The sequence below is a fragment of the Phycicoccus jejuensis genome, assembly GCF_044797865.1.
GTDB classification, from domain to species: Bacteria; Actinomycetota; Actinomycetes; order Actinomycetales; family Dermatophilaceae; genus Phycicoccus; species Phycicoccus jejuensis.
This window is the reverse complement of the sequence record NZ_CP085209.1, coordinates 3132638-3153888: the sequence shown is the minus strand read 5'-3', so window position 1 is coordinate 3153888 and position 21251 is coordinate 3132638. Positions and strand designations below refer to the sequence as shown.

17 protein-coding genes are annotated in these 21251 nt (G+C 73.0%); 10 read left to right on the top strand and 7 right to left on the bottom strand.

Annotation, left to right across the window (positions count from 1 at the left end):
- Window positions 1-13 precede the first annotated feature (13 nt).
- Window positions 14-877 (top strand): GNAT family N-acetyltransferase, encoded by an 864-nt coding sequence (locus LG324_RS14885; protein WP_404349134.1) that lies wholly within the window; start codon window positions 14-16, stop codon window positions 875-877.
- A gap of 98 nt (window positions 878-975) precedes the next feature.
- Here the strand turns inward: LG324_RS14885 and LG324_RS14880 are convergent, their stop codons facing one another.
- The 4 genes from LG324_RS14880 to LG324_RS14865 form a co-directional block, all read right to left on the bottom strand.
- Window positions 976-2085, bottom strand: coding sequence for a substrate-binding domain-containing protein (locus LG324_RS14880; protein ID WP_404349132.1), 1110 nt, complete (start codon window positions 2083-2085; stop codon window positions 976-978).
- A gap of 89 nt (window positions 2086-2174) precedes the next feature.
- Window positions 2175-3476, bottom strand: coding sequence for a multiple monosaccharide ABC transporter permease (mmsB, locus tag LG324_RS14875; RefSeq protein WP_404349130.1), 1302 nt, complete (start codon window positions 3474-3476; stop codon window positions 2175-2177).
- 19 nt (window positions 3477-3495) lie between these two features.
- Window positions 3496-5094 carry a multiple monosaccharide ABC transporter ATP-binding protein gene (gene mmsA, locus LG324_RS14870; RefSeq protein ID WP_207023126.1) on the bottom strand — a complete coding sequence of 533 codons (1599 nt, stop codon included), beginning with the start codon at window positions 5092-5094 and terminating at the stop codon, window positions 3496-3498.
- A gap of 152 nt (window positions 5095-5246) precedes the next feature.
- Window positions 5247-6518, bottom strand: a complete 1272-nt coding sequence (locus LG324_RS14865) for an ROK family protein (protein ID WP_051750410.1) — start codon at window positions 6516-6518, stop codon at window positions 5247-5249.
- A 210-nt stretch (window positions 6519-6728) separates the two neighbouring features.
- On the opposite strand from LG324_RS14865, the gene LG324_RS14860 reads away from it, so the two are divergent.
- The 4 genes from LG324_RS14860 to LG324_RS14845 all read left to right on the top strand — a co-directional run bounded on the left by LG324_RS14860 (window position 6729) and on the right by LG324_RS14845 (window position 10544).
- The gene (locus tag LG324_RS14860; protein WP_404349126.1) at window positions 6729-8498 is read left to right on the top strand and encodes a proline--tRNA ligase; all 1770 of its coding nucleotides are present in this window, start codon (window positions 6729-6731) and stop codon (window positions 8496-8498) included.
- Window positions 8495-9250, top strand: coding sequence for an HAD family hydrolase (locus LG324_RS14855; RefSeq protein ID WP_404349124.1), 756 nt, complete (start codon window positions 8495-8497; stop codon window positions 9248-9250). The genes LG324_RS14860 and LG324_RS14855 overlap by 4 nt, the downstream gene beginning before the upstream one ends.
- Before the next feature lie 3 nt (window positions 9251-9253).
- Window positions 9254-10033, top strand: coding sequence for a TSUP family transporter (locus LG324_RS14850; protein WP_207023117.1), 780 nt, complete (start codon window positions 9254-9256; stop codon window positions 10031-10033).
- A 154-nt stretch (window positions 10034-10187) separates the two neighbouring features.
- Entirely contained in the window at window positions 10188-10544 is a 357-nt protein-coding gene (locus tag LG324_RS14845; protein WP_404349122.1) for a helix-turn-helix domain-containing protein, read from the top strand.
- 31 nt (window positions 10545-10575) lie between these two features.
- On the opposite strand, the gene LG324_RS14840 is transcribed toward LG324_RS14845, so the two are convergent.
- The gene (locus LG324_RS14840) at window positions 10576-11922 is read right to left on the bottom strand and encodes an IS256 family transposase (RefSeq protein ID WP_404349120.1); all 1347 of its coding nucleotides are present in this window, start codon (window positions 11920-11922) and stop codon (window positions 10576-10578) included.
- 61 nt (window positions 11923-11983) lie between these two features.
- On the opposite strand from LG324_RS14840, the gene LG324_RS14835 reads away from it, so the two are divergent.
- Together LG324_RS14835 and LG324_RS14830 are read left to right on the top strand one after the other, a co-directional pair.
- Window positions 11984-12829 carry a DDE-type integrase/transposase/recombinase gene (locus LG324_RS14835; protein ID WP_404349116.1) on the top strand — a complete coding sequence of 282 codons (846 nt, stop codon included), beginning with the start codon at window positions 11984-11986 and terminating at the stop codon, window positions 12827-12829.
- A gap of 119 nt (window positions 12830-12948) precedes the next feature.
- Window positions 12949-13857, top strand: a complete 909-nt coding sequence (locus LG324_RS14830; RefSeq protein WP_404349114.1) for a hypothetical protein — start codon at window positions 12949-12951, stop codon at window positions 13855-13857.
- Between the two features lie 67 nt (window positions 13858-13924).
- Here LG324_RS14830 and LG324_RS14825 read toward each other — a convergent pair whose 3' ends face one another.
- A complete protein-coding gene (locus tag LG324_RS14825; RefSeq protein ID WP_404349112.1) occupies window positions 13925-15847 on the bottom strand; it encodes an alpha-amylase family protein in 1923 nt (640 codons plus the stop codon).
- Window positions 15848-15963: 116 nt separating this feature from the next.
- Here LG324_RS14825 and LG324_RS14820 point away from each other — a divergent pair, with 116 nt between their 5' ends.
- The 3 genes from LG324_RS14820 to LG324_RS14810 are packed head-to-tail and all read left to right on the top strand — an operon-like array spanning window position 15964 to window position 18757.
- The gene (locus LG324_RS14820; RefSeq protein ID WP_404349109.1) at window positions 15964-17394 is read left to right on the top strand and encodes a ferric reductase-like transmembrane domain-containing protein; all 1431 of its coding nucleotides are present in this window, start codon (window positions 15964-15966) and stop codon (window positions 17392-17394) included.
- 35 nt (window positions 17395-17429) lie between these two features.
- A complete protein-coding gene (locus LG324_RS14815; RefSeq protein WP_404349106.1) occupies window positions 17430-17981 on the top strand; it encodes an FMN-binding protein in 552 nt (183 codons plus the stop codon).
- Window positions 17978-18757 carry an FAD:protein FMN transferase gene (locus tag LG324_RS14810; protein WP_404349104.1) on the top strand — a complete coding sequence of 260 codons (780 nt, stop codon included), beginning with the start codon at window positions 17978-17980 and terminating at the stop codon, window positions 18755-18757. The genes LG324_RS14815 and LG324_RS14810 overlap by 4 nt, the downstream gene beginning before the upstream one ends.
- Window positions 18758-19216: 459 nt before the next feature.
- On the opposite strand, the gene LG324_RS14805 is transcribed toward LG324_RS14810, so the two are convergent.
- Entirely contained in the window at window positions 19217-21208 is a 1992-nt protein-coding gene (locus tag LG324_RS14805) for a thioredoxin domain-containing protein (RefSeq protein ID WP_404349101.1), read from the bottom strand.
- Window positions 21209-21251: the final 43 nt, after the last annotated feature.

The following is a 21251-nucleotide window of genomic DNA, read 5'->3' as shown; positions in this document are numbered from 1 at the left end:
CCGGGCCCCGCTGATGGCCCTCACCGAGTGGACGCCCCTCGGGCCGGCGGACCTGCCCGACCTGCGCGAGCTCGCCCTGGCCTGCCTGCGCGCGGACGGCGGGCTGCCGCTCCTCGCCGACGAGGCGATGCTGCGCCGGCTCTTCCTCGACGGCCCCGGGGTCGGCGGTCGGGACGAGACCGGCGACCTCGTCGCGGCCGCCGCCGTGCGCCAGGTCGGGGGCGGGGGATGGAGCGCCACCGGGCTCGTGCGACCCTCGGCCCGGCACACCGGCCTCGGGGAGCAGCTGGCCGCCTGGTGCACCCAGCGGTCCGGGGGAGTGCTGACCCGGGTCGTCGTCGAGACGACCTCGGCGGGCACCGATGACTTCCTCGTCGCGCTCGGGCTGCGTCGCACCTTCGCCGAGCACGTGATGCGCCACGACCTCGACGCCGTGCCGCTCGTGCGCCGGCCCCGCGGCACCAAGGCCCTGGCCTGGAGCGAGGACACCGCCCCGCTCTTCCACCGCGCCTACCGGGCGTCGTTCGCCGACCGACCGGGCTTCCCCGACACCCCGCTCGAGGAGTGGGTCGGCGAGCTGACCGAGGACCAAGGCTTCCGGCCCGACCGCTCGCGCGTCGTCCTCGACGCCGACGCCCGGGTCGCGGGCTTCGTCACGCTGTCGGACTGCTGGCTCGACCAGGTCGGCGTCGTCCCGGCCTGGCGCGGCCGGGGTCTCGGCGCGCACCTCGTCGCGCGGTCGCTGCGGGCCCTGGCCCGCGGGGGCTGCGAGGAGGCCTGGCTCGCCGTCAACGTCGACAACCCGGCCCACCGGCTCTACGAGCGGCTCGGGTTCGTCGACGCCGGGCTGCGCAGCCGCTGGGAGCGCGAGGCCTGAACGCCTTCCTCGTCCTCTCCGCCGGGGACGACGGAGGGCCCGTCCGCGGGTGCGGACGGGCCCTCGTCGTGGATGACCGTGCGGTCAGCCGGCTGGGGTCACTTGGTCAGCGGGCCGAGCGTCGGGTCGTTGGCGTAGGCCTCGGCGGCGTTCTCCTTGGTGACGATGACCGGGGCGAGGAGGTTGGCCGGGACGACCTTGACGCCGTTGTTGTACGACTTGTCGTCGTTGACGGTCGGCTTCTCGCCCTTCTGGAGCGCGGTGACCATCGCGATGGTCTCCTTGACGAGCTCGCGGGTGTCCTTGTTGATCGTGGAGTACTGGACGCCCTCCATGATCGACTTGACGGACTCGACCTCGGAGTCCTGGCCGGTGACGACCGGGTTCGGCTTCCCGGCCTGCTTCACCGAGGTGAGGATGGCGCGGGCCAGGGTGTCGTTGGGGGAGAGGACGCCGTCGAGCTCGGTGCTGCCGCCGTAGGAGCCGGCGAGCAGGGTGTCCATGCGCTTCTGCGCGTTCTCGGCCTTCCAGCCCTGGGTGACGGCCTGCTCGAACGAGGTCTGGCCCGAGACGACCTTGAGGGTGCCGTCGTCGATCTTCGGCTTGAGGACGCTCATCGCGCCGTCGAAGAAGACCTTGGCGTTGTTGTCGTCGGGGGAGCCGGCGAACAGCTCGATGTTGTACGGCCCGTTCGGCTTCTTCTTGGCCATGCCCTCGAGGAGCGCCTGACCCTGGAGCTCACCGACCTTGAAGTTGTCGAACGCGACGTAGTAGTCGACGTCGGCGGTGTTGGTCAGGAGGCGGTCGTAGGCGATGACCGTCGCGCCCGACTCCTTGGCGGCCTTGAGCTGGGTGCCCAGCTGCGAGCCGTCGATGGCGCCGACGACGATGACCTTGGCGCCCTTGGTGACCATGGCCTGGATCTGGTTCTGCTGCTCCGAGACACCGCCGTTGGCGAACTGCACGTCGCCCTTGAAGCCGGCGGAGGCGAGGCCGTCCTTGAACAGCTGCTCGGCGAGCACCCAGTTCTCGGAGGTCTTCTGCGGCAGGGAGATCCCGATGACCGAGTCGGCCGCGAAGCCGCCGGCCGCGGCCGAGCTGCCTGCGCTGGCCGTGGCCGCCGTGTTGTCGGAGTCGGACCGACCGCAGCCGGTGAGGGCGAGGCCGGCGACCGCGGTGACCGCGAGCGCCTTGGTGAGGTGACGCATATGTGCTCTTCCTTCTACTCGCGCGTCCTGCGGACGCGGGGTCCTGCTCACGGGTCGGCGGGCGCCGGCCGGAGGGGTCTGGTGGTGGCTCAGGAGTCCGAGCCGAGGGTGCTGCTCGTCGAGGTGACGCTCGACTGGGCGGGGTTCTGGGTGTCGACGGTGCCGCTCTCGGCCTCGGCCAGGCGCCGGTTGCGGTCGCGGTTGCGCTGGAACAGGCCGAGGATCGAGGGCTTGCCCTGGCTCTTGTTGTAGACGTCGAAGGCGACGGCGATGAGGAGGACGAGGCCCTTGATCATCTGGGTGGCGTCGGCGCCGACGCCCTCGAGCTGGAGGCCGTTGTTGAGGACGGCCATGACGAGACCGCCGACGATCGAGCCGACGACCGTGCCGACACCGCCGGTCACCGCCGCGCCACCGATGAAGACCGCGGCGATCGCGTCCAGCTCCCAGCCGACACCGTCGAAGGGGCCGGACGCGGTCGAGCGGGCGACGAACATCATGCCGGCGAGGGAGGCGAGGACGGCCATGTTGGCCATGACGAAGAAGTTGATCTGCCGGCTCTTGACACCGGAGAGCTCGGCCGCGTGGCGGTTGCCGCCGACCGCGTAGATGTGCCGGCCGAGGACCGTCTTGCTCGCGATGAAGCCGTAGACGAGGACGAGCACGACGAGGATGAGGCCCGAGACGGGGAAGCCCTTGCGGCCCGAGGCGATGAGGAACATCGCGCCGAGGATGACGAGGCAGACGAGCGCGAGCCGGGTCCACATCGCCCAGGCCTCCTCGACCTGCGCGCCGATCTTCGTCAGGCGGGCCCGCGAGCGCAGGGCGCCGTAGACGATGGCCGCGCAGCCGAGGATGCCGAGCAGGACGGTGAGGTTGTTGTAGCCGGTGTTCGGGCCGACCTCGGGGAGCGAGCCCGAGCCGATCACCTGGAAGCCCTCGGGGACCGGGACGGTGTTGCTCTTGCCGACGTACTGGTTGGCGCCGCGGAAGAACAGCATGCCCGCGAGGGTGACGATGAAGGCCGGGATCCCGACCCGCGCGACCCAGAAGCCCTGCCAGACACCGACGAGCGCACCGAGGCCGATGCCGAGCAGGATGCCGACGGGCCAGGGGAGGCTCCAGTCGCGGATCGCGATGGCGACGACGATGCCGACGAACGCCGAGATCGAGCCGACCGAGAGGTCGATGTGGCCGGCGATGATGACGAGCACCATCCCGATGGCCAGGACGAGGATGTACGCGTTGCCCTGGATGATGTTGTTGACGTTGTTCGGGTCCAGCGTCAGGCCACCGGTCTTGATCTGGAAGTACGCGATGAGGATGACGAGCGCGGCGACCATGCCGAGCTGGCGGATGTCGCCACCGAAGATCTTGCGGACGATGTTCATGGGGGTCCTCGGGTCGGGGTCAGGAGACCGCGTTGGCCTGGGTGCGGGTGGTGTTCTTCGTCATGAGGCGCATGAGCGACTCCTGGTCGGCCTGGGCCTTGTCGAGGCAGCCGGTGATGCGGCCCTCGGCGATCGTGTAGATGCGGTCGGCGAGGCCCAGCAGCTCGGGCAGCTCGGAGGAGACGACGATGACGCCCTTCCCCTGCGCCGCGAGCCGCTGGATGATCCCGTAGATCTCGAACTTCGCGCCGACGTCGATGCCGCGGGTGGGCTCGTCGAGGATGAGCAGGTCGGGCTCGGTGAAGAGCCACTTCGCGAGGACGACCTTCTGCTGGTTGCCGCCCGAGAGCTTGGCGACACCCTCCTCGACGTTCGGGGTCTTGGTGCGCAGGTCCTGGCGGTACTGCTCCGCGATCCGGTACTCCTCGGTCTCGTCGACGACGAGGCCGTGGGTGATCCGGGACAGCTTGGCCGAGACCGTCGTGCGCTTGATGTCGTCGAGGAGGTTGAGGCCGAGGGTCTTGCGGTCCTCGGTGACGTAGGCGAGGCCGGCGTCGATGGCGTCGCGGACGTGCTTGAGGTGCAGCTCCTTGCCGTCCTTGACGATCGTGCCGCCGAGGAGCGTGCCGTACGAGCGGCCGAAGATGCTGCGCATCAGCTCGGTGCGGCCGGCGCCCATCAGCCCGGCGAAGCCGACGATCTCGCCGCGGCGGACGAAGAAGCTCGCGTCGTTCGCCACGAGCCGGTCGGCCCGCACCGGGTGCTGGACGTTCCAGTGCTTGACCTCGAAGAACACCTCGCCGATCGTCGGCGTGTGGTCGGGGAAGCGCGACTCGAGGTCGCGGCCGACCATCCCGCGGATGATGCGGTTCTCGTCGACGCCGTCCTCCTTGACCCGGAGGGTCTCGATGGAGCGGCCGTCGCGGATGATCGTGATGGCGTCCGAGATCTGCTCGATCTCGTTGAGCTTGTGGCTGATCATGATGCAGGTGACGCCGTGCGAGCGCAGGCCGTCCATGATCTGCAGCAGGTGCTGCGAGTCGGACTCGTTGAGCGCCGCCGTCGGCTCGTCGAGGATGAGCAGCTGCACGTCCTTGGACAGGGCCTTGGCGATCTCGACGAGCTGCTGCTTGCCGACGCCGATGTCCTTGACCTTGGTCATCGGGTCCTCGGAGAGCCCGACGCGCTCGAGCAGCTGGGCGGCCTTGGCCTGCGTCTGCACCCAGTCGATCGCGCCCCGGCGGGTCTGCTCGTTGCCGAGGAAGATGTTCTCGGCGATCGACAGCTCGGGGATGAGCGCGAGCTCCTGGTGGATGATGACGATGCCCGCCTGCTCGCTGTCGCGGATCGAGGAGAACTGGGCCGGGGCCCCGTTCCAGAGGATCTCGCCGCGGTAGCTGCCGTGCGGGTGCACGCCCGACAGGACCTTCATGAGGGTCGACTTGCCGGCGCCGTTCTCGCCGCAGATCGCGTGGATCTCGCCGCGGCGGACGGTCATGTCGACGTCGGAGAGGGCCTTGACGCCCGGGAACTCCTTGGTGATGGCGCGCATCTCGAGGATGACCTCGTGGCTGCCGGTGCGGGCCGTGCCCGTGGCGGTCGGTGCGACGTTGCTCATTCCCATCCTCGACGTTGAGGGCTTCAGGCGTCCGGTGGGCCGCTGGGGCCCGGGGCTCACGCGAATTGTTGTACGGCCGAACATATTGGAGACACCGTTGTCCGGCAAGAGGCTGCCCGGTACCCGCTGGTAACGATCGGGTAACTCGCCGTTCACCCGGCCGTGACGAGCCAGGCCGAGGGGTCGGCGATGACGTCGTCGAGGACGGTGAGCGCGGCGCCGCGGGCCGGCGAGCTGGAGCCACCGAGCGCGGGGGAGACGCGGACGGTGGCCCACCGGGCGATGACGGCCCGGCGCTCGAGCTCCGCGAGGACGCGGGGGGAGAGGCGGCCGTGCAGCGTCGCGTACACCCCGCCGAGCACGACCTCGTCGACGTCGACGACGTTGACGACGGTGGCGGCGGCCTGGCCGAGGGCGCGGGCCGCGGCGTCGACCGCGTCCGCCGCCGGGCCGGCGGTCTCGGCGGCGCCGCTCAGGGCCGCCGTCGTCGTGCCCGGGGGCATGCCGGCGGCCTCGACCATCGCGTCCTTGCCGGCGTAGGGCTCGAGGCACCCCACGGCGCCGCAGTGGCAGGGCCGGCCATCGGGGTCGACGACGACGTGGCCGATCTCGCCGCCCCAGCCGTGCATGCCCTCGAAGACGCGGCCGCCGAGCACGACCGCCGAGCCGATACCGACCGCGCCGTAGGCGAAGAGGAAGTTCTGGGCCTCGGCCGGGCGGCGGTCGCGGCGGCGGCGCTCCTCGACCTCGGTCCGCGCCGAGAGGTCGGCGTCGTTGGCCGCGGTCACCCGGAGGTGCGCCAAGGCGGGGTGGCGGGTCAGCGCGTCGTCGACCGCGATGTCGTGCCAGTCGAGGTTGGGCGCGTAGCGCAGCGTGGTCGTCTCGCGGCTGACCAGGCCGGGCAGGGCGACGCAGGCCCCCGCGACGCGCATCCCGTCGGCGGTCACGGCGCGGACGGTCTCGGCGGCGAGCTCGGCGAGGCGGGCGAAGGTGCGGTCGGGGTCGCACCCGCGCAGGTCGACCTCGACGACGCGCTCGGAGACGGTGATGCCGGCGAGGTCGAGGACGAGCGCCGAGAGGTGGTCGATGCCGACCGACAGCCCGAGCCCGACGACCGAGCGGCCGCAGGGGGCGAGGGGGACGGCGGGGCGCCCGGCCCGCGAGGCGGTCAGCGGCTCGAGCTCGGTGACGAGGCGGGCCTGGATGAGCCGGTCGACGAGGTCCGAGACGGTGGCGCGGGCCAGGCCGACCTCGCCGGCGATGGCCGCCCGGGACAGCGGGGCGCCGACGGCCTGGGCGTCGACGACGCGCTGGAGGACGACGGCGAGGTTGTGCTCCCGCAGGGTCGACTGGCGCGCGGCCTCCCGGCCCCCTCCGCGGGGCAGCGCGGACCCCGGGGCCCGACGGCTCGTCGACGTCGACATGGCGGTCACCATAGCCCTGCCGGGCCCTTTCGTTCGACCACCGGACAAATGACGGTCGGTGGCCGGGGCGGCGGGGCGCCGTGGCGCGGACCCGCGCGGGCGGCGCGGGGAGCGGTGGGCTGTCCGGCCGCCGCACAAACCGCGCGGCGCCGGGGGCGGGCGCGTCGTTATCCTTGCCGGGTTCTCTCCCACGACCCCAGGAGCCTCCCCGTGGCCATGCGCATGTCGTCCCTGTTCCTGCGAACCCTTCGCGAGAACCCGGCGGACGCGGAGGTCCCGAGCCACCAGCTGCTCGTGCGGGCCGGGTACATCCGCCGGGTCAGCCCCGGCATCTACACGTGGCTGCCGCTGGGGCTCAAGGTGCTCCGCCGCGTCGAGCGCATCGTGCGGGACGAGATGGACGCCATCGGCGCCCAGGAGCTGCTCTTCCCCGCGCTGCTGCCGCGCGAGCCCTACGAGACCTCCGGTCGCTGGACCGAGTACGGCGACGGTGTCTTCCGCCTGCAGGACCGCAAGGGCGACGACTACCTCCTCGGCCCGACGCACGAGGAGATGTTCACCCTCGCCGTCAAGGACCTGTACTCCTCGTACAAGGACCTGCCGCTGTCGATCTACCAGATCCAGACGAAGTACCGCGACGAGGCGCGGCCCCGTGCGGGCATCCTGCGCGGGCGCGAGTTCGTCATGAAGGACAGCTACTCGTTCGACCTCGACGAGGCCGGGCTCGACAAGAGCTACCAGCTGCACCGCGACGCCTATGTCCGGATCTTCGACCGGCTCGGCTTCCACTACGTCATCGTCCAGGCGATGGCCGGGGCGATGGGCGGCTCGAAGTCCGAGGAGTTTCTCGCGACCGCCGAGAACGGCGAGGACACCTACGTCCGGTGCGCGAACTGCGGGTACGCCGCGAACGTCGAGGCCGTCCGGGTGCCCGTGCCCGACGCGGTCGACGCCTCCGGAGTGCCCGCCGCGCACGTCGAGGACACCCCCGACACCCCGACGATCGACACGCTCGTCGCCCACCTCGAGCACTCCTTCCCCCGCGCCGACGGCCGGTCGTGGACCGCCGCCGACACCCTGAAGAACGTCGTCGTCATGCTCGTCCACCCCGACGGCACGCGCGAGCCGCTGGCCATCGGCCTGCCCGGCGACCGCGAGGTCGACGAGAAGCGCCTCGGGGCGCAGGTCGAGCCCGCGAGCGTGGAGGCGTTCGACGAGAAGGACTTCGCGCGCTACCCGACGCTGACCAAGGGCTACATCGGGCCGGGGGCGCTCGGTTCCGAGCGGTCCTCGGGCATCCGCTACCTCCTCGACCCCCGCGTCGTCGAGGGCACCGCGTGGGTCACCGGCGCCGACGAGCACGGCCGGCACGTCCTCGACCTCGTCGCCGGGCGCGACTTCACCGCCGACGGCACGATCGAGGCCGCCGACGTCCGCGAGGGCGACGCCTGCCCCTCGTGCGGGCACGGGCTCGAGTCGGCGCGCGGCATCGAGATGGGCCACATCTTCCAGCTCGGGACGAAGTACGCCGAGGCGCTCGACCTCAAGGTGCTCGACGAGAACGGCAAGCTCCGCACCGTCGTCATGGGCTCCTACGGCGTCGGTGTCTCGCGCGCCGTCGCGTGCGTCGCGGAGGGCAACCACGACGAGCTCGGGCTCGTCTGGCCGCGCGAGCTCTCGCCCGCCGACGTGCACGTCGTCGCCACCGGCAAGGACGAGGAGGTGCACCGGTACGCCGAGGAGCTGACCCGCGCGCTCGAGTCCGAGGGTGTCGAGGTGCTGCTCGACGACCGCCGGCAGGCTTCTCCCGGAGTCAAGTTCAAGGACGCCGAGCTCATCGGCGTGCCGACCATCGTCGTCGTCGGCCGCGGGCTGGCCGAGGGGAAGGTCGAGGTCAAGGACCGTCGCTCCGGCGAGCGCCGCGAGGTCGCCACGGACGACGCGGTGCGCGAGGTGCTGGCGGAGGTCGGTCGCGCGTGAGCCGCCGCGTCGAGGCGGTCGTCTTCGACTGGGGCGGCACGCTGACGCCCTGGCACGACGTCGACCTGCCCGAGCAGTGGCGGGTCTTCGCGCGCGAGGTGCACGGCATCCCCGTCGGGTCGCCGGACGTGCCGCAGGCCGACCTCGACGAGGCGCACCGGCTGGCCGAGCGAATCCTCGAGGCGGAGGCCGGGGCGTGGGCGCGCGGCCGTGACGAGCACTCGTCCGCGGCGCTCGCCGACATCCTCGACGCCGCCGGGGTCGACGCCGAGCACGACCGGCACCACCTCGCGCTCGCGGCGTACCGGCGCTTCTGGGAGCCGCACACCCTCACCGACCCGCAGGTCAAGCCGCTCTGGGAAGGATTGCGCGAGAGGGGGATCAAGGTCGGCGTGCTGTCCAACACCATCTGGACGCGCGAGTATCACCGCGAGATCTTCGCGCGCGACGGCGTGCTCGAGCTCATCGACGCCGACCTCTACTCGAGCGAGCTCGACCACGTGAAGCCGCACCCGGAGGTCTTCCTCGCGGCGTGCCGCGCCGTCGGGGTCGAGCCGGCCGCGGCGGTGTACGTCGGCGACCGGATGTTCGAGGACGTGCACGGCCCGCAGCAGGTCGGGATGCGCGCCGTGTGGGTGCCCCACTCGGTGCTGCCCGACAACCAGAAGGTCGAGGTGACCGCCGTCCCCGACGCGCGGGCCCACGAGCTGCTCGACGTGCTGGAGATCGTCGACGGGTGGAACGCCGCGTGACCCGTGGGTGACGTCGCGCCGCACGTCCTCGCGCTGCTGGCGCTCGCCGGGTTCGTCGCCGGGTGGGTCGACGCCGTCGTCGGGGGCGGCGGGCTCGTCCAGCTGCCCGCGCTGCTGCTCGGGATGCCCGGGGCCACCCCGGCCCAGGTGCTCGCGACGAACAAGTTCGGGTCGGTGTGGGGCACCGCCACCGCGTCGGTCACGTACTACCGGCGGGTGAAACCGGACCTGCGCACGGCGCTGCCGATGGCGGCCGTCGCGTACGTCGGGGCGATCGGCGGGGCGCTGCTCGGGTTGCACATCCCGAAGTCGCTCTTCAACCCGGTCATCCTCGTCATGCTCGTCGTCGTCGGGGCGTACACGCTGCTCAAACCGTCGGTGGGGGAGCTGACCCGGCTGCGCTTCAGCGGCGCCCGGCACACGACGGCCGCGGTGCTGACCGGCTTCGTCATCGGTGTCTACGACGGCGCGCTCGGGCCGGGCACGGGGTCCTTCCTCGTCTTCGCGCTCGTCGGGCTGCTCGGGTACGCCTTCCTCGAGGCGAGCGCCAAGGCCAAGATCACCAACCTCGCGACGAACCTCGGCGCGCTGACGGTGTTCGCCCCCGGGGGGCACGTCGTGTGGGTCGTCGGCGGGGTCATGGCCGTCGCGAACCTGCTCGGCGGGTGGGTCGGCGCGCGCACCGCGGTCGCGCGCGGCAGCCGGTTCGTCCGGACGGTCTTCGTCGTCGTCGTCGGCGCCTTCACCCTCCGCATCGGAGGAGACCTCGCCGGCCTCTGGTGACACCCCCACCCCGACCCGCCCCCCTCGCCCCCTCCCTCCCTCTCCGCGAATGTGTGTGAAACCGCCGGGGATGACCGGTGTCGAGTGACAGGACGTTTCGGACGGTTGATGTGACAGGACCTGTCGGACACCGAGCGGGCCGGGAGCATTGCTCATGGCCGGGAAGTCGGTGCCGATGGAGGCACGTTTGCAGGTGGCGTTCGTCTCGATGCTGGATGCGGAGGGCACGGTCGCGGCCAAGTGCGCCGCGTTGGGCATCGGCCGTGACTCCTACTACCGGTACCTGAGGCGGTTTCGCGCTCGGGGTGTGGAGGGGCTGCTGGATGACTCCAGCCGCCCCTCGCGCTCTCCCACGGCCACACCGGCCTCGATGGTGGCGTTGATCGTGGCGACCCGGCAGGAGCTGGCGGCCGCGGGCTGGGACCATGGCGCGCGCAGCATCGCGGCCCGGCTACGCCGGGCCGGGATCGTCGATGTCCCGCAGCCGCGCACCATCCACCGGGTGCTGTGAGCCTGTCAATGTGTCTGTGTAAGGGGCATGGTCAGAGGTGGGGGTTGATCCGGTCGGGGTAGGCGATCGCGAGTTGGGCGAGGGCCTTCTTCCAGTTGGTGACGATCTGGCCTTCGACGAGCCGGCCGGGGGCTTTGCGTTGGTCGGCGGGTCGGCCGCGTTCCTTCTCGCGTTCTCGGGCGCGTTTGTCCTCGATGGTGCAGATCGCCAGCCAGAGCAGCTTGACGACGGCGGTGTCGTTGGGGAAGTGGCCGCGGTTCTTGATGATCTTGCGCAGCTGGTAGTTCAGGGACTCGATCGCGTTGGTGGTGTAGATGACCCGGCGCAGCTCGGGCGGGAAGGCGAGGAACGGGGTGAACCGTTCCCAGGCCGCGCGCCAGGTGGAGACCGCGTGCGGGTACTTCCCGCCCCAGAGGTCCTCGAACGCCTCCAGCGCTGCCTGGGCGGCCGCGACGTCGGCGGCGGCGTAGATCGGTCGCAGCGCGGCCGCGACGGCCTTGCGGTCGCCGTAGCCGACGAACCGCATCGAGGCCCGGATCAGGTGCACCACGCAGGTTTGCACGGTCGCGGCGCTCCACGTGGCCTCGATCGCCTCGGGCAGCCCGGTGAGCCCGTCGCAGCAGACGATGAGCACGTCACGGATGCCGCGGTTGGCCAGGTCGGCGCACACCGACGCCCAGAACTTGGCGCCCTCGGTGGTTTGCACCCAGATCCCCAGGACGTGCTTGACCCCGTCCATGTCGACCCCGACGGCGAGGTGGGCGGCCTTGTTGACCACGTGTCCGCCGTCGCGGACCTTGACCACGATCGCGTCCAGGTAGATCACCGGGTACAGCGCCTCCAGCGGGCGCCGCTGCCAGGCCAGGACCTCCTCGCCGATCTCGTCGACGATCTTGCTGATCGTCTCGTACGACAGCTCGGTGCCGACCGTGGCGTGCAGGTGGTGGGCGATGTCGCGCAACGTCATCCCGCCGGCGTAGAGGCTGACGATCATCGCGTCGAGGCCGTCCAGGCGGCGCGCGCCCTTGGGGACCAGCTGCGGGGTGAACGTGCCCTGCCGATCCCGCGGGGTGTCCAGATCGACCGGCCCGACCTGGGTCGCCAGCGTCTTGGGTGTCGACCCGTTGCGGGAGTTGTCGAACATCGACGCCTCCGGGGCGCCCCTGTCGTAGCCGAGGTGATCGCTGAGCTCGGCCTGCAGGCCTCGCTCGAGCGCGGCCTTGATCAGTCCCGGGATCAACCCGTCGGTGCCGGTCATCTGGACCTGGCCGGCATCGATCCGCGCGAACAGCTCATCCAAGGCACCCGAGGCGGCCAGCTCAGCCGCCACGTCCCTCCCCGTAGCCGCCGACGCGGCCGGGCCCTGCTCATCGGTCATGGGATCCATCGTCTTCCTTTCAGACGGACCGACCCCTTACACAGACGATCTGACACCTCCGGTGCTGTGCCGTCAAGGACTGATCACCCCCCAGCCGGCGAAACGGCCTCGTTCCTCCTACCGCCGCTTCGAGCACCCCCGCCCCAACGCCTGCTGGCAGCTGGACGGCAAGCAGTGGAGGCTGGCCGACGCCTCCACCGTGTGCATCCTGCGGCTGATCGATGACCACTCCCGCTACATCCTGGGCACCCGGGTGGCCCCCAACGAGAACAGCCACGACGCGTGGGAGCTGTTCTCTGCCTGCGCCACCCGCCACGGCCCCCCGGCGATGCTGCTCACCGACAACTCCCTGGCCTTCAACGGCCGCCGCATCGCCCACGCCATGACCGCCTTCGAAGCCCGCGTGCGCGCCCTGGGCACCCAGCCCGTCACCGCCAGCCCGCACCATCCCCAGACCTGCGGGAAGAAGGAACGCGACTGGCAGCCCCTACGCCGCTGGCTGACCGCCCGTGCCCCCGCCCGCGGCATCCCCGAGCTGCAACGCCTCCTGGACACCTACGACGTGCTGTTCAACACCGAACGCCCCCACCAGGCCCTCGACCCCGACCAGACCCCCCACGAGCGCTACACCGCCACCGCCAAGGCCCTGCCCAGCCCGCAACCCCTCCCCGGCCCGGTCACCACCACCCGCTTCACCGTGGCCCCCAACGGTCACGTCAACCTCGGCCGCGACGCCGTCACCAGCATCGGCCGTTCCTGGGCCGCCGCCACCGTCACCGTGGTGCGCGACCACCACGACGTGGTCATCCTCCACGAGGCCACCCTCATCGCCCGCCTCCACATCGACCCCACCCGCCGCTACCAGGACCGCACCACCTGGAGGCCACTACTGTCCGAAAGGTCCTGACACCACATGTCCGACAGGTCCTGTCACATGACACCGGGGATGACCGGCGATTTCACACGCCTTCGCGGGGCTGTGGATGACGACTGCGGGCCGACCGCCCGGCGGTGCAGGCTGCGCGGATGGACCCGGAGCACCGACGAGGAGTCGAGAGGCTGGCCGAACCGTACGGCGGCATCCTCTCGCGGTCGCTGCTGCGCGGGCTCGGCGTCGACCGGGACGCCGTGGCGCGCCAGGTGGCGGCTGACCGGTGGGCGCTGCCCGGGCGCATGACCGTTGCGATGCACCGCGGGCCGCTGGCGGATGCGGCGAGGCCGTGGCTCGCGGTGTGGGAGGTCGGGCACGCGGTCGCCGTCGTGGACGGCGTCAGCAGCCTGGTCGCCGCGGGGCTCACCGGCTTCACCGAGCACGACGTCCACGTCTCGGTGACGCGCAACTCCCGGTGTCCGCGGGTCGACGACGTGCGCATCCACCGGGTGCGGCGACGGCCGGACGAGCTGGTCGACGGCGACTCGTTCCCGCGGACACGACCGGCGGTGGCCGCCGTGCGTGCCGCGGGCTGGGCGAGGAGCGACCGGCAGGCCGCCCTCGTGCTCGCGATGACCGTCCAGCAGCGGCTCGTCACCGGGGCCGACCTCGTCGCCGCGGCGAAGGTGGTGCGGACCCGGGGTCGCCACCCCTTCATCCGGCAGGTCGTGCGGGACGTCGCGGACGGCGCGCAGTCCCTCGGCGAGCTCGACTTCGCGGCCATGTGCCGGCGCCACGGCATCCCCGAGCCGGACCGGCAGGTCGTGCGTCGCGGGCCGACGGGGCGCATCTACCTCGACGTGCGGTGGGCGTTCGCCCGGCTCGTCGTCGAGATCGACGGGTCGGGCCATCGCTCGGGGCTCGCCCTGACCGACGACAACCTGCGGCAGAACACCGTGACGCTCGGCAGCGACCGGGTGCTGCGCTTCGACCTGCTGGCGCTGCGCCTCCAGGAGTCGACCGTCATGGCCCAGGTCCGCGCCGGCCTGCGCGGATGCGTGTGAAACCGCCGGGGGTCCCCGGCGATTCAACACACATTCGCGGGAAGGAGGAAGTGGAAGGGGGGCGGGGTCAGGGGGTGGTGAGCCAGAGGGCGGCGTAGGGCGGCAGGTGGACGTCGCCGTCGGCGTGCCAGGGGAGGGGCTGCCCGGTGAGGGCGTCGACGGCCGCGTCGAGCCCGAGCTCGTGGACCCGCCAGCCCGGCCAGACCCGCTCCTGCGGCGTCACGTTGTAGACGCCGGCGAAGCGCCCGAGGGGATGTTCCCGCAGGGTCACGAGCACGCCGGGGTCGTCGACCGGGCCGATGCGCGTCTCGACCGAGCCGTGCAGGTGCGGCAGCGCGGCCCGCGCCCGGACGAGCCCGACGAGGTCGCCGAACACCCGCCCGGACACCGTCGAGCGGTCGTGCCGCGTCGCCATCGCGGCGACGTCGAGCCGCGGCCGGTGCGCCCACCGGTTGTCGTCCTCATGGCCCGGCTCCGACGCCCACTCGGGGTCGTTGACCTGCCCGAGCTCGTCGCCGCTCCAGATGACCGGGATGCCGCCCCAGCCGACGACGACGGCGTGCGCGAGCCGGAGGGCCGCGACGGCGAGGTCGAGCTGCTCGGGCGTGCCCGCACCCTCGATGCCGACGAGCGAGGCCGCGGTGCCGGACGTGCGCCGGTCGCCGGTCTCGGGGTTGAACTGGAAGACCAGGCCGCGCGCCGGCGAGCCCCAGAAGTCGCCCGAGTACCAGTCGGCGAGGAAGTGGCGGTGCCCCGGGCCGGTGACGCCGACGGCCGCCGCGTCCTCGTCCATGATCGCCCAGCCGATGTCGTCGTGGCAGCGCAGGTAGGTCAGCCACGTGGCGCTCGCGGGCTTGGGCGGCAGCGACCCCAGCGCGTGCGCGGCCAGCCGGACGTCGCGGGCCGCGAGCATCGACCAGACCTGCACCATGAGGCTGTTGTGGTACGCGAGGTCGCTCACCTTGCCGGTGTGCTCGCGCTCCCCGAGGTACGCGAGCAGCTTGGTGGGGGCGACGATGGCCTCGGCCTTGAACGCCACTGCGGGACAAGCGATCCGGGTCACCGCGCGCAGCACCTGCGTCAGCGCGTGCACCTCGGGCTGCCCCTGGCAGTCGGTGCCGAGGCGCTTCCACATGAAGGCGATGGCGTCGAGGCGCAGGACGTCGACGCCGCGGTTGGCGAGGTCGAGCACGACCTGCGCGTACTCGACGAGGACGTCGGGGTTGCCCCAGTTGACGTCCCACTGCCACGCGTTGAAGGTCGTCCAGACCCAGCCGTCGAGCTCCTCGTCCCACGTGAAGTTGCCGGGGGCGAAGTCGGGGAAGACCTCGGGCAGCGTGCGCTCGTAGGCGTCGGGGAGGCGGCGGTCGGGGAAGACGTGGAAGTACGAGCGGTAGCGCAGCACGCCCTCGCGCGCCTTGCGCGCCCACTCGTGCTCACGCGCGACGTGGTTGAGGACGAGGTCGAGGACGAGGCTCATCCCGCGCTCGTGCAGCGAGTCGGCGAGCGCGGTGAGGTCCTCCATCGTCCCGAGGTCCGCGCGCACCTCCCGGTAGTCGGCCACGGCGTAGCCGCCGTCGTTGTCGCCCTCGCGCGGGCGCAAGAGCGGCATGAGGTGGAGGTAGGTGACGCCGAGCTCCTCGAGGTAGCCCAGGCGCTCGCCGACCCCGCGCAGGTCGCCGGCGAAGCGCTCGGTGTAGGCGGCGTACCCGACCATCGAGGGCTCCTGGAGCCAGTCGGGGCGCAGCATCCGCTCGAGGTCGCGCCGGTGCAGCCGGTCGGGTCGGCGCGCGTAGGCGCGGGCGGCCCGGGTCACGAGCTCGGAGGCCGTCTGCGCCGCCCGGTCCTCGCCGTAGACGGCGACGAGACCGCTCCACAGGTCCGGCCACCAGCGCTCCAGCCGCGCCTGCAGCATCCCGGCGCGCTCCGGGTCCCACCCGGAGGTCGGGAGGGCGGGGGGCGGCGGCACCGGTGCGGTCACGGGCGCCATCCTGCCGAATCCGCGCAAGCGTTTCCACAGCTTCCACGGAGCGTGTCCCCGGCACTCACACGGCGGCCCGAGACGGCACACAGGTGACGCATAGGGAGCCACCCGACAGTTCAGGCATGACGACGAGCACGGCGGCGCCCGACGAGGCCTACCGCCGCCCCCACGCCGCTCTCCGCCGTCCCCGTTGCGCCGTCGTGCCCGTGCCGCGCTGGTGGCGGGACGCGACCGCGGCCGCCGGCTGGGCGGTGCTCCTCGGGGTCACGGCGCTCTGGGTGCAGGACGGTGGCGTGCAGGACCTCGGCACCCTGGCCGGGGCCCTCACGTCGACCGGCCGGCTGACCGGGCTCGTCGCCTCCGCGCTGCTGCTGCTCCAGGTCGTCCTCATGGCCCGCGTCCCGTGGGTCGAGCAGGCCTGGGGGCAGGACGAGCTGGCGCGCGTGCACCGCCTCGTCGGCTTCACCTCCTTCACGCTGCTGGTGGTCCACATCGGCCTCATCACCCTCGGGTACGCTGCGAGCGGGCCCCTCGGCCTCTGGGGCACGACGTGGGACTTCGTCGTGAGCTACCCGGGGATGCTCCTCGCGTGGGCCGGCACCGCGGCGCTGGTCATGGTCGTCGTCACCTCGGTCAAGCGCGCCCGTCGCCGGCTGCGCTACGAGTCGTGGCACCTCATCCACCTCTACGGCTACCTCGGCGCGGGGCTGGTCCTGCCGCACCAGCTGTGGACCGGCGCCGACTTCCTCGACTCCCGTGCCGCCACCGTCTTCTGGTGGGGCCTGTGGGCCGTCACGGCCGCCTCCGTCCTCATCTTCCGCGTCGGCCTGCCGCTGTGGCGCTCGCTGCGCTCCCCGATCCGTGTCCTCGACGTGCGCGCCGAGGGACCCGGCGTCACGAGCGTCACCGTCGGCGGTGACGGCGTCCGGCACCTGCCGGTGCGCGCCGGCCAGTTCCTCCAGTGGCGCTTCCTCGACGGCCCCGGCTGGACGCGCGCGAACCCCTACTCGATCTCCGCCGCCCCGGACGGACGCACCCTGCGGATCACCGTCGCCCACCTCGGGGACGGGTCGGCCCGTCTCGCCGCCTTGCGGCCCGGCACCCGCGTCCTCGTCGAGGGCCCGTACGGCCGGATGCACGGCGGTGTCCGCACCCGGCGCAAGGTGCTCCTCATGGGTTCGGGCATCGGCATCACCCCGATGCGCGCCCTCTTCGAGGAACTCCCGCAGCACCCCGGCGACGTCACCGTCGTCCACCGCGTGCGCTCGCGCGCCGAGGCCGTCCTCGCCGACGAGCTGCGCTCGCTCGCGGCCGCCCGCGGCGCCCGCTACCTCCTCGTCGAGGGCCCCCGGGTGCGGGACCGGGTGAGCTGGCTGCCCCAGCAGGCCGCGCACCTCGGCGACGCCCAGGCGCTGCGCGAGATCGTCCCCGACATCGCCCGCCACGAGGTCTACGTCTGCGGCAACGACGGCTGGATGGACGCGGTGCGCGACGCCGCGCACACCGCCGGCGTCCCGCACGACGCCATCCACCTCGAGCGCTTCGGCTACTGACCCTCGACCCCCACGACCCCGCGAGGACCTCCACGATGCGACGCATCACCACCTGGCTGCTGAGCACGGTCTCGGCGCTCGTCCTGCTCTTCAGCTACCACACCTCGACCGGGCAAGGCGCGACCACCGTGGCGCTCGGCGACGCCAACGCCGGCGGCGCCGCGGTGCCCGACGCCGCGAGCGGCGACGGGACGTCGAGCGGCTCGAGCGACGACTCGTCCTCGTCGTCCGGCTCGTCGTCGTCCGGGTCCTCGGACACCTCGAGCGCGACACCGTCCCCCTCGACGACGAGGAAGTCCTCGTCGTCCGCCGCGAAGACCTACACCGGCGACGCGATCCAGACGCGGTACGGGCCGGTGCAGGTCGAGATCACCGTCAAGGACGGGAAGATCACGAAGTCTTCCGTGACGCAGGTGCCGTGGAGCGACCACCGCGACCAGGAGATCAACGGCTACGCCGTGCCGATCCTCAACGACGAGGCCGTGCAGGCTCAGGACGCCGGGATCGACATGGTCTCGGGGGCGACGTTCACCTCCGACGGCTACATCCAGTCGCTGCAGTCCGCGATCGACCAGGCGAACCTGTGATCACCGCCGAGATCCCCGTGGCCCCCGCCGCCCCGGCGCCGCCGGTCCTCGCCCGCCGGGCCTGGGTGGAGCACGTGATGGGCACCGCGGTGAGCATCCACGTGCGGGCCGTCGAGCCGACCCGCCCCGACATCGAGGCCGCGGTCCGGCGGGCCTTCGCGCACCTGCGGCGGGCCGACGCGGTCTTCTCGACGTGGCTCGCCGACAGCGACCTGCTGCGCCTCCAGCACGGCGAGGTCGACGACGTGCACGGCTGGGTCGCGGACGTCGTCGAGCTCTGCCTCGAGGCCGAGGAGCGCACCGACGGCCTGTTCTCCGCCTGGCGCTCGCGCGAGGGTGGCCGCCCGGTGTTCGACCCGACCGGTCTGGTCAAGGGCTGGGCCGCCGCCCGGGCCGCGGAGCACCTCGCCGTCGTGCCCGAGATCGCCTACAGCCTCGGGGCCGGCGGCGACGTCGCCGTCGGGGTGGGGCCCGGGCCGTCCGTCACCGCGCCGACGTGGCGGATCGGGCTCGAGGATCCGCGCACGCCGGGCCGGGTCGCGGACGTCGTGGCCGTGCGCCGCGGTGGCGTCGCGACCTCCGGGGCGGCCGCACGCGGCGCCCACGTCGTCGACCCGCGGACCGGGCGAGGGGTCGCGCGACCCGGCTCGTGCACGGTCGTGGGTCCCGACCTCACGTGGGCCGACGTGTGGGCGACGGCCGCGTGGGTGGACCCCGAGCGGGTGGCCCGGATGCTCCCGGAGCGTGACCCGGAGTACTCGCTCATCGTCCTCTGACGAACGTCCGCGCCTGTGGCACAGCGGGGTTTACGAGGCCGCGGGGGGGTTGTCCACCGCCGCAGGAGGCTCCTGCCGCGGGCGCGCGGCCGCTGCTATGTTCGACGCACCACGCCGGGCTTCAGCAGGGGTCCCGGCTCGAGCCACAGGCCGGGTCATGGTCCGATCGCAGCTCCGCGTGCTCCCGCGTCCGCACCCGCCGACGCCCCGGGCCCGTCGGGTGGCGCACCTGCGGTGCGCCACCGCTGCTCCGCCGTGCCGGGTCGTCGGCTCCCTCGGACCCGGCGGGTCCTGCGGCGTCGCCGCGGGGCTCGCTCGGCCCGGCGCCGGTCGCCCACGGGTGGCTGCAGCGCGGGTCGGCGGGCGCCGGGACGGCGGTGGCCGCGCCGAGCGCCGGTCGCCTTCCCTCTGTGCCGCCCGGCGTCCGTGGGCCCCGGCCCACGGACGGCAGCCGCCCGCTCAGCCCCGCGCGAGGGCCTCGGCCAGCGCCTCGGCGTCGGTGACCGGCCGGTCGCAGACGAAGCCGCGGCACACGTAGGCGGCGGCCGCGCCGTCCACGAGAGGACGGTCGGCCAGCAGGGGGATGCCGGGGGCGTCCGGCCGGCCGGCGACGTGCACGAGCCCGGGCGAGGTCGCTGCCCGGACCGCGGCGAGCATCGCGCCGGCCTCCGACCCCTCGCCGACGACGGCCACCTGGAGCGGTCCGGCCACGGCGGCCTCGGCGACCGCCAGGGCCCATCCGGCGAAGCGTGGCTCGGACGCGGCCACCGAGCCACAGGCGGCCAGCGCGCGGTCGGCGGCCTCGCGGTGCCGGCCCGAGCCGGTGAGGGCGGAGTACGTGAGGAGTGCCCCGGCCAGGGCCGCGGCGCCCGACGGCTCGGCGTTGTCGCTGCGGCTCGCCGGGCGAGCGAACAGCCCCGGCGCGTCGTGGGCGGTGTCGTGCAGGGCGCCGTCGGCGTCGACGAAGCCCGCGAGGGCGCGGTCGAGGAGGTCACCCGCGCGCACGAGCCAGCGCGCCTCGCCGGTGGCCTGGTGCAGCGCCAGGAGACCCTCGGCGAGGTCGCCGTGGTCGTCGAGGACGGCGGGTGCAGCCGACACGCGACCGGCGCGAGAGGTGCGGTGCAGCGTCCCGTCGACGTCGTGCGTCGCGAGGACGTGGTCGGCGGCGCGCGCCGCGGCGTCGACGAGGTCGGGCCGCCCGAGCAGCGCCCCGGCGTCGGCGAGCCCGGCGATGGCGAGGCCGTTCCAGGCCGTGACGACCTTGTCGTCGCGCGCCGGCTGAGGACGGGACCCCCGGGCCTCGAGCAGGCGGGCGCGGGTGGCGGACCACCACGCGGCGTCCTCGGGGTCGCGCCGCAGCTGCAGGGTGGAGCTGCCGTGCTCGAAGGTGCCGTCGTCGGTGACGGCGAGCAGGTCGGCAGCGCGGGCGCCGTCGTCCGCGCCGAGCACCTCCGCGAGCTGCGCCGGGGTCCAGGCGTAGGTCAGGCCCTCGTGCGACGTGCCGTCGACGACGGTGTCGGCGTCGAGGGCGGAGGCGAACGCGCCCTCGGGGGTGCCGAGGTCGCGGACCACGAAGTCGGCGGTCTCCTCCGCGACCCGCCGGGCCAGGGGGTCGCCGGTGACCCGCCAGAGGTGGGCGTAGACGCGCAGCAGGAGGGCGTTGTCGTAGAGCATCTTCTCGAAGTGCGGCACGACCCACGAGGCGTCGACCGCGTACCGCGCGAAGCCGCCGGCCAGCTGGTCGTACATCCCGCCGCGGGCCATCGCCTCGCCGGTGTGACGGGCCATCGCGAGGGCGTCGGCGGACCCGGTGCGCGCGTGGTGGCGCAGGAGGAACTCGAGCACCATCGACGGCGGGAACTTCGGGGCGCCGCCGAACCCGCCCCGCACCTCGTCGTACTGGCTGCGCAGGCGCACGACGGCCCCGTCGAGGACGTCGGCCGGGACGGGCGCCGGGGCCGGGGGACCGGTCACCTCGCGAAGCCGCTGCGCGACGTGCGCGCCGGAGGCGAGGACCTGGTCGCGCTGCTCGCGCCAGACCCGCGACGCGTTGTCGAGCAGCCCGAGGAAGTGCGCCCGCGGGAGGTAGGTGCCGGCGAAGAACGGGTCGCCGTCGGGGGTCAGGAGGCACGTCATCGGCCAGCCGCCCTGACCCGTCAGCGCGGTGGTCGCGGCCATGTAGACGGCGTCGACGTCGGGGCGCTCCTCGCGGTCGACCTTGACGGCGACGAACCCGTCGAGGAGGACGCGCGCGACCTCCTCGTCCTCGAAGGACTCGTGCGCCATGACGTGGCACCAGTGGCACGCGGCGTACCCGACCGACAGCAGCACGGGCACGTCCCGGCGTCGTGCCTCGGCGAACGCCTCGTCGCCCCACTCCCACCAGTCGACGGGGTTGTCGGCGTGCTGCAGGAGGTAGGGGGAGAGGGATGCCGCGAGCCGGTTCGCCATCACCCCACCGTACGGGCGGCGACCCGGCCGGGCGCCGGGGCGC

Bases quoted from the DNA above. Each gene is read 5' to 3' on its own strand.
- LG324_RS14885 (WP_404349134.1), top strand. From the start codon at position 14: ATGGCCCTCACCGAGTGGACGCCCCTCGGGCCGGCGGACCTGCCCGAC.
- LG324_RS14880 (WP_404349132.1), bottom strand. From the start codon at position 2,085: ATGCGTCACCTCACCAAGGCGCTCGCGGTCACCGCGGTCGCCGGCCTC.
- mmsB (WP_404349130.1), bottom strand. From the start codon at position 3,476: ATGAACATCGTCCGCAAGATCTTCGGTGGCGACATCCGCCAGCTCGGC.
- mmsA (WP_207023126.1), bottom strand. From the start codon at position 5,094: ATGAGCAACGTCGCACCGACCGCCACGGGCACGGCCCGCACCGGCAGC.
- LG324_RS14865 (WP_051750410.1), bottom strand. From the start codon at position 6,518: ATGTCGACGTCGACGAGCCGTCGGGCCCCGGGGTCCGCGCTGCCCCGC.
- LG324_RS14845 (WP_404349122.1), top strand. From the start codon at position 10,188: ATGGCCGGGAAGTCGGTGCCGATGGAGGCACGTTTGCAGGTGGCGTTC.
- LG324_RS14840 (WP_404349120.1), bottom strand. From the start codon at position 11,922: ATGACCGATGAGCAGGGCCCGGCCGCGTCGGCGGCTACGGGGAGGGAC.
- LG324_RS14830 (WP_404349114.1), top strand. From the start codon at position 12,949: ATGGACCCGGAGCACCGACGAGGAGTCGAGAGGCTGGCCGAACCGTAC.
- LG324_RS14825 (WP_404349112.1), bottom strand. From the start codon at position 15,847: ATGGCGCCCGTGACCGCACCGGTGCCGCCGCCCCCCGCCCTCCCGACC.
- LG324_RS14820 (WP_404349109.1), top strand. From the start codon at position 15,964: ATGACGACGAGCACGGCGGCGCCCGACGAGGCCTACCGCCGCCCCCAC.
- LG324_RS14815 (WP_404349106.1), top strand. From the start codon at position 17,430: ATGCGACGCATCACCACCTGGCTGCTGAGCACGGTCTCGGCGCTCGTC.
- LG324_RS14805 (WP_404349101.1), bottom strand. From the start codon at position 21,208: ATGGCGAACCGGCTCGCGGCATCCCTCTCCCCCTACCTCCTGCAGCAC.